Origin of the sequence: Kosakonia sp. (genome assembly GCF_032104925.1) — a bacterium.
In the GTDB taxonomy this organism is placed as follows: domain Bacteria; phylum Pseudomonadota; class Gammaproteobacteria; order Enterobacterales; family Enterobacteriaceae; genus Kosakonia.
This window is the reverse complement of the sequence record NZ_DAMCGF010000010.1, coordinates 34,350-46,124: the sequence shown is the minus strand read 5'-3', so window position 1 is coordinate 46,124 and position 11,775 is coordinate 34,350. Positions and strand designations below refer to the sequence as shown.

General features: G+C 53.0%; 13 protein-coding genes and 1 other RNA gene. 7 read left to right on the top strand and 7 right to left on the bottom strand.

Going from position 1 to position 11,775, the window contains the following annotated elements; all coding sequences use genetic code 11:
- Window positions 1–94 precede the first annotated feature (94 nt).
- Together ssrA and smpB are read right to left on the bottom strand one after the other, a co-directional pair.
- Window positions 95–458, bottom strand: a transfer-messenger RNA (tmRNA) gene (gene ssrA / locus RT644_RS18145).
- Between the two features lie 439 nt (window positions 459–897).
- Window positions 898–1,380, bottom strand: coding sequence for an SsrA-binding protein SmpB (smpB, locus tag RT644_RS18140; protein WP_017459912.1), 483 nt, complete (start codon window positions 1,378–1,380; stop codon window positions 898–900).
- 158 nt (window positions 1,381–1,538) lie between these two features.
- Here smpB and RT644_RS18135 point away from each other — a divergent pair, with 158 nt between their 5' ends.
- Both RT644_RS18135 and RT644_RS18130 read left to right on the top strand, forming a co-directional pair.
- On the top strand, window positions 1,539–1,976 hold the full coding sequence (locus RT644_RS18135; RefSeq protein WP_197539470.1) for a type II toxin-antitoxin system RatA family toxin: 438 nt from the start codon (window positions 1,539–1,541) through the stop codon (window positions 1,974–1,976).
- Window positions 1,966–2,259 (top strand): RnfH family protein, encoded by a 294-nt coding sequence (locus RT644_RS18130; protein ID WP_045513749.1) that lies wholly within the window; start codon window positions 1,966–1,968, stop codon window positions 2,257–2,259. Before RT644_RS18135 ends, RT644_RS18130 begins: the two co-directional genes overlap by 11 nt.
- Before the next feature lie 136 nt (window positions 2,260–2,395).
- On the opposite strand, the gene bamE is transcribed toward RT644_RS18130, so the two are convergent.
- From bamE to nadK, 3 genes are all read right to left on the bottom strand, one after another.
- Window positions 2,396–2,737 (bottom strand): outer membrane protein assembly factor BamE, encoded by a 342-nt coding sequence (gene bamE, locus RT644_RS18125; protein WP_017459915.1) that lies wholly within the window; start codon window positions 2,735–2,737, stop codon window positions 2,396–2,398.
- A 147-nt stretch (window positions 2,738–2,884) separates the two neighbouring features.
- Complete coding sequence (gene recN, locus RT644_RS18120; protein WP_313627435.1) at window positions 2,885–4,546, bottom strand: DNA repair protein RecN; 1,662 nt, start codon at window positions 4,544–4,546, stop codon at window positions 2,885–2,887.
- Between the two features lie 87 nt (window positions 4,547–4,633).
- Window positions 4,634–5,512 carry an NAD(+) kinase gene (nadK, locus tag RT644_RS18115; protein ID WP_020454803.1) on the bottom strand — a complete coding sequence of 293 codons (879 nt, stop codon included), beginning with the start codon at window positions 5,510–5,512 and terminating at the stop codon, window positions 4,634–4,636.
- 123 nt (window positions 5,513–5,635) lie between these two features.
- Between nadK and grpE the strand changes: the two genes are divergently transcribed.
- Complete coding sequence (gene grpE / locus RT644_RS18110) at window positions 5,636–6,232, top strand: nucleotide exchange factor GrpE (protein WP_313627434.1); 597 nt, start codon at window positions 5,636–5,638, stop codon at window positions 6,230–6,232.
- Window positions 6,233–6,278: 46 nt separating this feature from the next.
- On the opposite strand, the gene RT644_RS18105 is transcribed toward grpE, so the two are convergent.
- Window positions 6,279–7,565 (bottom strand): HlyC/CorC family transporter, encoded by a 1,287-nt coding sequence (locus tag RT644_RS18105; protein WP_025263874.1) that lies wholly within the window; start codon window positions 7,563–7,565, stop codon window positions 6,279–6,281.
- Window positions 7,566–7,582: 17 nt separating this feature from the next.
- Window positions 7,583–8,371: an inner membrane protein YpjD gene (locus RT644_RS18100; RefSeq protein WP_020454801.1), complete on the bottom strand. Its 789-nt coding sequence runs from the start codon at window positions 8,369–8,371 to the stop codon at window positions 7,583–7,585.
- Between the two features lie 166 nt (window positions 8,372–8,537).
- Between RT644_RS18100 and ffh the strand changes: the two genes are divergently transcribed.
- From ffh to trmD, 4 genes are all read left to right on the top strand, one after another.
- Complete coding sequence (gene ffh, locus RT644_RS18095; RefSeq protein WP_017459922.1) at window positions 8,538–9,899, top strand: signal recognition particle protein; 1,362 nt, start codon at window positions 8,538–8,540, stop codon at window positions 9,897–9,899.
- Window positions 9,900–10,156: 257 nt separating this feature from the next.
- Window positions 10,157–10,405, top strand: coding sequence for a 30S ribosomal protein S16 (rpsP, locus tag RT644_RS18090; protein ID WP_017459923.1), 249 nt, complete (start codon window positions 10,157–10,159; stop codon window positions 10,403–10,405).
- 18 nt (window positions 10,406–10,423) lie between these two features.
- Window positions 10,424–10,972: a ribosome maturation factor RimM gene (rimM, locus tag RT644_RS18085; protein WP_017459924.1), complete on the top strand. Its 549-nt coding sequence runs from the start codon at window positions 10,424–10,426 to the stop codon at window positions 10,970–10,972.
- A gap of 30 nt (window positions 10,973–11,002) precedes the next feature.
- Window positions 11,003–11,770 (top strand): tRNA (guanosine(37)-N1)-methyltransferase TrmD, encoded by a 768-nt coding sequence (gene trmD / locus RT644_RS18080; protein WP_020454799.1) that lies wholly within the window; start codon window positions 11,003–11,005, stop codon window positions 11,768–11,770.
- Window positions 11,771–11,775 lie beyond the last annotated feature (5 nt).

Here is an 11,775-nt window from a genome sequence, read left to right as displayed (position 1 = left end):
GGATGTTCTCGGACAACCACAGACACAAAAAAGCCCGCAGGGCTTGTGCCGTGCGGGCTTTCAGGATTTCACCGGACGTATCCGGATCATGAAGTGGTGGAGCTGGCGGGAGTTGAACCCGCGTCCGAAATTCCTACATCCTCGGTACTACATGCTTAGTCCAGTCTTTAATTTCGCTTGCCGGCTGCGGACGGACACGCCACTAACAAACTAGCCTGATTAGTTTTAACGCTTCAACCCCAGGCAGGGCATCCACGCGATCTCTTTTGGGTTTGACCTCTCTTGATCCCCGTCCTAAGAGCGGAGGCTAGGGAGAGAGGGCTCTAAGCAGGTTATTAAGCTGCTAAAGCGTAGTTTTCGTCGTTTGCGACTATTTTTTTGCGGCTTTTTACGAGGCCAACCGCCCCTCGGCATGCACCTTGGGTTTCGCAAATCCCGTCGAATCCAGAATCAGCCCCAAAAGTGTGACGCTGAGTATAACAGATTTATGACATGCCATTCCAGTCCATATCACAATGACTTTTGTCGAGGGAAATGCGGTTAGTAAGTGTCCACGCGCAACAGCAACTGATGCATACGATCATGCCGTATTTATTATTGCTGTATGCGAGACAAAGCGTTCACACCAGATGGCTAACGTAGTTGAGCGTATGGAATTGACCCGATCGCCTGTTTTTGAGCGCTCCAAAGGAGTGGTTTACGCGCGTACAAGAAGCGCTGAATTGACCAACCGTACAGGAAAATCTTTCCTGGTCTGCCGGAGATAATTGCCAATCTGGAGCTCAAAGTGGTGCTGGATTATCTATCAAAGCATTGAGCAAACTGAATGAGGCGCTGAGTGAGGGTTGATAAATGTTCGATGCCCTCTCCCGGCGTGAGAGGGCGATGCGGACGCGATTAACGCCCGGCGTTTTTCATAATGCGAGCTTTATCTAGCTGCCATTCGCGCTCTTTCAAATCGGTGCGCTTGTCGTGCTGTTTCTTACCTTTCGCCACGCCGATTTTCACTTTGCACCAGGCATTTTTCCAGTACAACGACAGTGCCACCACGGTGTAACCTTCGCGGTTGATACGTCCATACAGTGAATCGAGTTCGCGCTGATTAAGCAGTAGCTTACGTGTGCGAGTCGGATCGCAAACATAGTGGCTGGAGGCTACGGTCAGTGGCGTAAAGTTTGCGCCAAACAGAAAGGCTTCGCCGTCTTTCAGAATAACGTAGCTGTCACCGATGTTTGCTTTACCGGCGCGTAAGGATTTTACTTCCCAGCCTTGCAGTGCCAGCCCGGCCTCAAACTCCTCTTCGATAAAGTATTCATGGCGGGCGCGCTTATTCAGCGCAATGGTGGCTGAACCTGGTTTGTATGCTTTTTTCTTCGTCATAGTGTCGTGAAGCCATCCGGTAATCTGATATCTGAAACTGACCTCATTGCGTCCTGTGAGGTTTAGCCGGTTATCTTAGCATGAGTTCGGGCATTGCGTTTTCCTTTCATCCGGGGGAAATGGTATTATTTGACGATTGTGTGAACGCGGAAAACGATATGCCTCAGATTAGCCGTACTGCGCTGGTGCCTTACAGCGCGGAACAAATGTACAAGTTAGTGAATGATGTAAAATCCTACCCGCAGTTTTTGCCTGGCTGTACTGGCAGCCGGGTGCTGGAATCCGGGCCGACGCAAATGACCGCGGCGGTGGATGTTTCCAAAGCCGGGATCAGCAAAACGTTTACCACGCGTAATACGCTGGACACTAATCAAAGCATTTTGATGCATCTGGTCGATGGCCCATTCAAGTCGTTGATCGGTGGGTGGAAATTCACGCCGCTAAGTGCTGATGCTTGCCGGGTAGAATTTCAACTTGATTTTGAATTTACCAATAAGCTGATTGAACTGGCGTTTGGCCGCATCTTTAAAGAACTGGCGGCAAACATGGTGCAGGCGTTTACCCACCGGGCAAAAGAGGTTTACCGTGCCGGGTAATATCGCGGTTGAAGTGGCTTACGCACTGCCGGAGAAACAGTATCTTCAACGGGTTACGCTTGAAGAGGGCGCAACCGTTGAGCAGGCGATACGCGCTTCAGGTTTGCTCGAGCTGCGTGATGATATTGACCTGAAGGTGAATAAAGTGGGGATTTATAGTCGCCCGGTGAAATTGCACGATGCCGTGCACGACGGCGATCGCGTAGAGATTTACCGCCCGCTGATTGCCGATCCGAAAGAGCTGCGCCGCCAGCGCGCTGAGAAGTCAGCTAAGAAAGCGTAAGCTGATAGCGTGGGTTTTGTTACCGGCGCCGGTAAGTAAGAATCCGAACACGACGGGAAAAGAGCCGACATAAATGGCTCATACAAACTCAAACAAAAAAGGTGCTCATTGAGCACCTTTTTACATTTCTGCAACGTTAGCCTTTGGTCAGCGCAGGTTTGTTATCCATATTGGTCAATACGCCATTGCTGCTGAAAGTCAGCGTCAGGGTTTGCTGAGAAACATCTTCATGACCCGGCTGCTGGCGGAACACGTAGAACCAGGTGTTACTGCCAAACGGGTCGGTCATCATCGGCGTACCCAGTGCATAAGCAACCTGCTGTTGCGTCATACCTACGCGGATTTTAGAAACATCATTTGGCGTCAGGTAGTTCCCCTGATTGATATCAGGACGGTAAACCACGCGTTCTACGGTAGAGCAACCTGCGGTCAACATCAGAAGAACCGCTGCGGCAGCAGTCAGCATTTTACAGCGCATAGTGATTTGATTCCTTTTCGGCCCGAACAATACGTGGCTCATATGTAATATGCCGATGATAATAGACCTTTCGCCAGTTTAAAACCTTTGCCGGCGGGTCTGTTGTCGATTTTGTCGAGAACTCTGACCGTCATATTACAAAAAAGTTTACGCTGCTAGCAGCTCTTTGGCGTTCGCCAGCGCGTTGCGGGTCACTTCACTACCGCCAAGCAGGCGCGCCAGCTCCTGCAAACGGGCACGTTTATCCAGCGGCTGCATATGCGTTTCGGTCATTGCGCCATCCGTTTCTTTGCTGACAAAGAAGTGATGATGGCCACAACCGGCAACCTGCGGCAGGTGCGTTACGCACATTACCTGCGTGGATTCACCCAGCTGGCGCAACAGTTTACCTACAACCACGGCTGTCGGGCCGCTGATGCCAACGTCGACTTCATCGAAGATCAGCGCCGGGGTTTCCATTTTCCGTGCGGTGATCACCTGGATAGCCAGCGCAATGCGCGACAGTTCACCACCGGAGGCGACTTTGGCGATTGATTGCAGCGGCTGGCCGGGGTTGGTTGTCACACGAAATTCGATGCGATCGGCACCTTCAGCTGTCAGCGAATGGGCATCAAACGCCACATCAATGGTAAAGACGCCGTGCGGCATGGAGAGCGCATGCATGCTTTCAGTAATTAATTCGCCGAGTTCCTGCGCATATTTCACGCGCTGCTCATGCAACTGCTGGGCAGTCGCCAGCGCGAGCTGGTGATGGTGTGTGACAGCCAGCGCCAGGGTTTCCTGCGAATCAGCCTGATCGTCGATCTGTTGCTGTTCATCAAGCAATGACTGGTGAAACTGAGGTAGCTCTTCCGGGCTGATGTGATGTTTGCGCGCCAGCGAAATCTGTCGTGAGATACGCTGTTCCAGTTCGTACAGACGGTTTGGATCGAGATCTAAGCGGTCGCAGTAGTGGCGCAGCTCATCGCTGGCTTCACTAATCTGAATAGCAGCTTCTTCGAGCATATCCAGCACGCCGGAAAGACGTGCGTCCATACCTGCCAGTTCGCCAAGCAGTTGGCGGGCGGTATAGAGCTGGCTTTGCAGATTGGCCTCTTCACCGTCTGCCAGCACGTTCAGTGCATGCTGGCTGGTAGACAGTAACTGACCGCTATTGGCGAGGCGTTTGTACTCTTCATCAATCAGCTCAAACTCGCCTGGCTGCGGGTTAAATTCATTCAGCTCTTTCAATTGGTAGTGCAAAAGCTCTGCGCGGGCGGCGCGCTCCTGACTTTGCTGTTGATGCTGGGCCAGCTCGCGGCAGCTTTGATGCCAGGCACGGTAGTGTTCAGTCATTTGCTGAGTTAGCGCATACTCACCGGCGTAGCCATCGAGCAGTTTTTTCTGCTGATCGGGCTTAATAAGAAGCTGATGCGCGTGCTGACCATGGATCTGAATGAGTAACTGGCCCAGCTCGCGCAACTGGGAAAGCGGCACCGCCGTGCCGTTGATAAAACCACGGGAGCGCCCGTCGCTGCTGATCACACGGCGAAGTAAACACTCACGCCCATCTTCTAACTGGTTCTCTTCGAGCCAGCGTTGGGCGGCGGGAGTATCTTTTAGTGCGAAGCGGGCGCACAGGTCGGCGCGCGGCGCGCCTGCGCGTACCATGTCGGCTTCCGCACGACCGCCCAGGCATAGCCCGAGCGCATCAATGGCAATCGATTTACCCGCCCCGGTTTCGCCGGTAATAGCTGTCATCCCGCTGTGAAAATCAATCTCGAGCTCACGAACGATAGCAAAATTACTGATGGTCAGTTGTGCCAACATGGTTGCTTTCCTGTATGAAAAACCATAACTGTGTTTTCGTACAGTATAATCTGGTTTTATATACAGTAAAGTGTTGTGCGATGATTTTCAGAACAATTTTTTCGACCAGCCGAGCTTAGAGCTTAACGTATTGAAATAACTGTAATCTTTAGGGTGAATAAGATTGAGGTGATAGTCGCAGCGGCGGATAAGTACATCTTCGCCTTCTTGAATCGGCAGTGCGATTTGGCTGTCGCAACTCACCTCCAGATCGCTGCGACGATGGGAAAAGCGCAGGCGAATAGTGCTGCTGCTGTTTATCACCAGCGGGCGCGCAGACAACGTGTGCGGAAACATCGGTACCAGCGTGATGGCATCCAGCGATGGCGTCAGAATTGGCCCGCCAGCGGAGAGTGAATAGGCGGTGGAACCGGTCGGAGTTGAGATAATTAGCCCATCCGAACGCTGGGAAAAGGCGAAAACTTCGTCGATATAGACTTCAAATTCAATCATATGGGCAACTTTGCCCGGGTGGAGTACCACTTCGTTGATCGCGGTGCTGATGCGTTTCTGGCACTCTTGCTGGCAGACCTGCACTTCCAGCAAAAAACGTTTTTCAGCGATATAATGACCTTCCAGCACGTCGGCCAGCTGTTGCTGCGCGTTGTCGGGATCGAGATCGGTGAGAAAGCCGAGGTTGCCGCGGTTAATCCCAATAACCTTGATATCATAGCGCGCCAGCGTGCGCGCCGCGCCCAGCATATTACCGTCGCCGCCGACAACCACCGCGAGATCGGCTTGTTGACCGATTTCTGCCAGCGTGCCGGTTTTCACATTATTGAGCTGCAATTCCTGGGCAATCTGTTGTTCGACAATGACGTCATAACCTTTGGCGCTTAACCAGCGATATAACATTTCATGTGTGGTCAGTGCGGTAGGGTGCCGTGGATGCCCGACAATACCAATACACTTGAAATGATGGGTCATTTTCTGGAGGTCCTTGTGGCGAATGAAATGATGACAATCTGTCACGTTCCCTTGAATCCCGGAAACTGATCCCCATAATAATGCAGGTTAGCGAGATGAATGCAAAAAAACGCGGAGAAATTCATGAGTAGTAAAGAACAGAAAACGCCTGACGGGCAAGCCCCGGAAGAAATTATCATGGAACAGCACGACGAAGTTGAGGCAGTTGTTGAGTCTGACGATTCTGCTGGGCAGGTGGATCCGCGCGATGAGAAAATTGCGAACCTTGAAGCGCAGTTAGCTGAAGCGGAAAGCCGCGAGCGCGAAACTGTTTTACGCGTTAAAGCGGAAATGGAAAACCTGCGTCGCCGTACCGAACAGGATATCGAGAAAGCGCATAAATTCGCGCTGGAGAAGTTCGTCAATGAACTGCTGCCGGTTATCGATAGCCTGGATCGCGCACTGGAAGTGGCGGACAAAAACAACGCCGAGATGGCACCGATGGTTGAAGGCATTGAACTGACGCTGAAAAACATGCTGGATGTGGTGAAGAAGTTCGGCGTGGAAGTGATTGCTGAAACCGACGTTCCGCTGGATCCAAACGTGCATCAGGCGATTGCCATGGTGGAATCTGAAGAGATTGCCGCTGGTAAAGTGCTGGGCGTGATGCAAAAAGGTTACACCTTAAACGGCCGCACTATTCGCGCAGCGATGGTGACCGTTGCTAAAGCGAAGGTGTAACTTTTTTTAGATAAACCCTCTCCGTCCGGAGAGGGTTTTTTTTCGCTTATTCGGCGACGCTTTCCCGCAGTGCTTTCACCGGGATCACCTGAACCTGCTTAATCATATTGTCTTGCACGTCGAGAATATCGATGTCGTACTGCTCGATACGCACTCGCGTACCCACCGCCGGGATCTCTTCCAGCGCCTCCAGCAGCATGCCGTTAATGGTGCGGGCTTCGTCTTCCGGTAAGCGCCAGTTAAAGGCTTTATTCAGTTCGCGCACGTTGGCGCTGCCGTCGATGATCACCGAGCCGTCATTTTGCGGCGTGGCTTCATCCGCCAGCGCAGGTGACATGGAGGTGGTAAAGTCGCCGACAATCTCTTCCAGAATATCTTCGACCGTCACCAGCCCCTGAATATCGCCATACTCATCGACCACCAGGCCGACTTTCTTTTTATTGCGCTGGAATTTCACCAGTTGCACGCTCAGCGGCGTACCTTCCGGGACATAGTAGATTTCGTCGGCGGCGCGCAGCATCACCTCTTTGGTGAACTCGTTTTTTTCCGTCATTAACCGGTAGGCTTCACGCACGCGCAGCATGCTGATGGCGTCGTCCAGCGAATCACGGTAGAGCACGATGCGACCGTGCGGCGAGTGGGTGAGCTGGCGAACAATGGCTTTCCAGTCGTCGTTGATATCAATGCCGACAATTTCGTTGCGCGGCACCATGATGTCGTTAACGCTGACTTTTTCCAGATCGAGAATCGACAGCAACATGTCCTGGTTGCGGCGGGAAATTTGCGAGCGCGATTCGTTCACGATAGTGCGCAGCTCATCTTTGCTGAGCGCGCCGCTGACCACTACATCCGCTTTAATACCCACCATGCGCATCAGCACGCGCGTCACGCCGTTCAGCAACCACACCAGCGGCATCATGATGACTTGCAGCGGCGCGAGCAGGAAGCTACTGGGGAAGGCCACTTTTTCCGGGTAGAGCGCGGCGATGGTTTTTGGCAACACTTCGGCGAACACCAGCACCACAAAGGTCAGCACACCGGTGGCAATAGCGACGCCAGCATTGCCATACAGGCGCATGCCAACAATGGTGCCAATTGCCGACGCCAGAATATTGACGAGGTTGTTACCAATCAGCACCAGGCTTATCAGGCGGTCGGGTTTACGCAACAGCTTTTCTACGCGTTTTGCCGCGCGGTTGCCCTGCTTGGCTAAGTGGCGCAAGCGGTAGCGGTTGAGTGTCATCATTCCGGTTTCGGAACCGGAAAAGTAGGCCGAAACCACGACCATGATGATTAGCGTAATAATCAGCGTCGTGGTGGAAATGTGTTCCAGGGGGAACTCCTTTGTGATTAGCTCGCGAACTGCTGCAGAATGCGGCTGCCAAAATAAGCCAGCGTTAAAATCCCCGCGCCTGCAACGTTGAACCAGACGACCCTGCGGCCGCGCCAGCCCTCATGGTAATGGCCCCATAGCAGAACAATGTAGACAAACCAGGCGATGATTGAGAGCACCGCTTTGTCGATATTTTCCATGCTGAACAGGTTCTGCATAAAGAACAGGCCGGTGCATAGCGTCAGCGTCAGCAGCACAACGCCAACCTGAGTAATGTGGAACATTTTGCGCTCAATCACCATCAGCGGCGGCATTTCGTTACTGAACGCCAGCCGTTTATTCTTCAACTGATAGTCAATCCAGGCCAGTTGCAGCGCGTACATAGCCGCAATAATCAGTGTGGCATAGGCGAAAAGCGACAGGCCAATGTGCACCATCATGCCCGGCGTGGCTTCCAGGTGGGTAATGTACTCATTGGGTACAAAAACGGCGAAAGCAAGGTTGATTAACGCGAAGGTATAGACAATCGGCAGCAGCAGCCAGCCGCGATTTTTCGACGCCACAATGGTCATTACCGTACAGATCATCAGGCTGACCAGCGAACCGACATTCAGCAGGCTCAGGTTTTGCCCGCCATCATCCGGGAACAGGCGTTCTTTCAGGCCGAAACCGTGACAAATAAGTGCGATTACCGCCGAAAGGATAGCCATTCTGCGCCAGCCGCTGTTTTTTTGCAGCAGGCTGGGAACGATCAGCGCAATGCTGATTGAGTAGGCGACAAGAGCGATCAGGGCAAAAACGGGCATAGGATGTCGGCAGTTGACTGAAGAAGAAAGAAAAGCAGTATAACGTTACGTGACGTTGGCTCCAACAGTTGCATCACATACAGGAGCAATGTCTTCATGTTATACTCCGGGAAATTTCTGTTATGCGTCGCGCTGGCGGCCATCGTATCACCTCAGGCGAGAGACAATGTTTGATAATTTAACCGATCGTTTGTCGCGCACCCTGCGCAATATCAGTGGCCGTGGACGCCTCACTGAAGACAACATCAAAGATACCCTGCGCGAAGTGCGTATGGCGCTGCTGGAAGCGGACGTTGCGCTGCCAGTGGTGCGTGATTTTATCAACCGCGTAAAAGAGAAAGCGGTTGGCCATGAAGTGAACAAGAGCCTGACGCCGGGCCAGGAGTTCGTCAAAATCGTGCGCAACGAACTGGTTGCGGCGATGGGCGAAGAGAACCAGAGCCTGAACCTTGCCGCGCAGCCGCCAGCGGTAGTGCTGATGGCAGGTCTGCAGGGGGCGGGTAAAACCACCAGCGTCGGTAAACTTGGTAAGTTCCTGCGCGAGAAGCACAAGAAGAAAGTGATGGTCGTTTCTGCCGACGTTTACCGTCCGGCGGCGATCAAACAGCTGGAAACGCTGGCGCAGCAGGTTGACGTCGATTTCTTCCCTTCTGACGTCGCGCAAAAGCCGGTCGACATCGTTAACGCCGCGCTGAAAGAGGCGAAGCTGAAATTCTACGACGTGCTGCTAGTGGATACCGCCGGTCGTCTGCATGTCGACGAAGCGATGATGGATGAGATCAAACAGGTTCACGCGGCGATTAAGCCGGTAGAAACCCTGTTTGTCGTCGACGCCATGACCGGTCAGGACGCCGCGAATACCGCGAAAGCCTTTAATGAAGCGCTGCCGCTGACCGGCGTGGTGCTGACGAAAGTGGACGGTGATGCGCGCGGCGGTGCGGCGCTCTCCATTCGCCATATCACCGGCAAGCCGATTAAATTCCTCGGTGTCGGCGAGAAAACGGAAGCGCTGGAGCCGTTCCACCCGGATCGTATCGCCTCACGCATCCTTGGCATGGGCGACGTGTTGTCGCTTATCGAAGATATCGAAAGCAAAGTTGACCGCGCGCAGGCTGAAAAGCTGGCGAATAAACTGAAGAAGGGCGACGGCTTCGATCTGACCGACTTCCTTGAGCAGTTGCGCCAGATGAAAAACATGGGCGGCATGGCGAGCCTGATGGGCAAGCTGCCGGGCATGGGCCAGATCCCGGACAACGTTAAAGCGCAAATGGACGACAAAGTGCTGGTGCGTATGGAAGCGATCATTAACTCCATGACGCTGAAAGAGCGCGCCAACCCGGACATCATCAAAGGTTCGCGTAAGCGCCGTATTGCAGCCGGCTGCGGTATGCAGGTGCAGGATGTGAACCGTCTGCTCAAACAATTCGACGACATGCAGCGCATGATGAAGAAGATGAAGAAGGGCGGGATGGCGAAGATGATGCGCGGGATGAAGGGGATGATGCCGCCTGGTTTCCCGGGGCGCTAAAACAAGGGCATAAGGCTATCTTGTTTGCCATTTTAGCCCCGGGGTGTGCTCGAAATGCTCACGTACTACGTGTACGCTCCGCTTTCTGTGCGCACGCCGGAACTAAACTGGCTGCACCGATATACGCCTTATATCCCTTGTTTACTTTATCCTGATTGCAATTTCCCCCAAAATCAGTAAAATTTTCGGGCTTTTAATATGACACCGGGCTCCGTTCCTCGATGGGGCCTGGTGTTTTATTCACACAAGAGGATGTTATGGTAACTATTCGTTTAGCACGTCACGGCGCTAAAAAGCGTCCGTTCTACCAGGTTGTTGTTACTGACAGCCGCAATGCACGCAACGGTCGCTTCATTGAGCGCGTTGGTTTCTTCAACCCGATCGCTTCCGAGAAAGAAGAAGGCACCCGCCTGGATCTGGATCGTATTCAGCACTGGGTTGGCCAGGGCGCTACCGTTTCCGATCGCGTTTCCGCGCTGATCAAAGCAGCACAGAAAGCAGCTTAATCTGTCACGGTGGTCATGATGAGCAAGCAACAAGCCGCACCGGTCCCTGTTGAGCCAATTATTGTCGGCAAGCTGGGGTCTTCTTACGGAATTCGTGGTTGGCTCAGAGTGTTTTCCTCCACCGAAGACGCCGAAAGCATTTTTGACTATCAGCCCTGGTTTATCCAGAAGGCGGGTCAGTGGCAGAGCATTGAGCTGGAAAGCTGGCGCTACCACAATCAGGACATCGTCATCAAACTGAAAGGTGTTGATGACAGAGATGCCGCGAATCTGCTGACCAATTGTGAAATTGTCGTTGATTCCGCGCAGTTGCCGGAACTGGAAGAGGGTGACTACTACTGGAAAGACCTGATGGGCTGCCAGGTAGTGACTACTGAAGGTTACAGCCTCGGTAAAGTCGTCGATATGATGGAAACCGGGTCGAATGACGTTCTCGTCATTAAGGCAAACCTGAAAGATGCATTTGGTATCAAGGAGCGGTTGGTTCCGTTCCTCGATGGGCAGGTTATCAAGAAAGTCGATCTCACTACTCAAACCATTGAAGTAGATTGGGATCCTGGTTTTTAAACCTCCGGATATACGGTAAAAGACGGCGCTATGTGGATTGGCATAATTAGCCTGTTTCCTGAAATGTTCCGCGCGATTACCGACTACGGGGTAACTGGCCGGGCAGTAAAAAATGGCCTGCTGAGCATCCAGAGCTGGAGTCCGCGTGATTTCGCTCACGACCGGCACCGTACCGTGGACGATCGTCCTTACGGCGGCGGACCGGGGATGTTAATGATGGTGAACCCCCTACGGGACGCCATTCATGCAGCAAAAGCCGCGGCGGGCGAAGGCGCCAAAGTGATTTATCTGTCGCCTCAGGGGCGCAAGCTTGATCAAGCGGGCGTCAGCGAACTGGCAACGAATCAGAAACTGATTCTGGTGTGCGGTCGCTACGAAGGGATAGATGAGCGCGTAATTCAAACCGAGATTGACGAAGAATGGTCTATCGGCGATTACGTTCTCAGCGGTGGTGAGTTACCAGCGATGACGCTGATTGACTCGGTTTCCCGGTTTATTCCGGGGGTACTGGGGCATGAAGCTTCGGCAACGGAAGATTCTTTTGCCGATGGGTTGCTGGACTGCCCACACTATACCCGACCTGAAGTGTTAGAAGGAATGGAAGTACCGGCGGTGTTACTGTCGGGGAACCATGCCGAGATACGTCGCTGGCGTTTGAAGCAGTCGCTGGGCCGCACCTGGCTTAGAAGACCTGAACTTCTGGAAAACCTGGCTCTGACTGAAGAGCAAGCAAGGTTGCTGGCGGAGTTCCAACGGGAACACGCGCAACAGCAACAGAAACATGATGGGATGGCTTAAGCCAC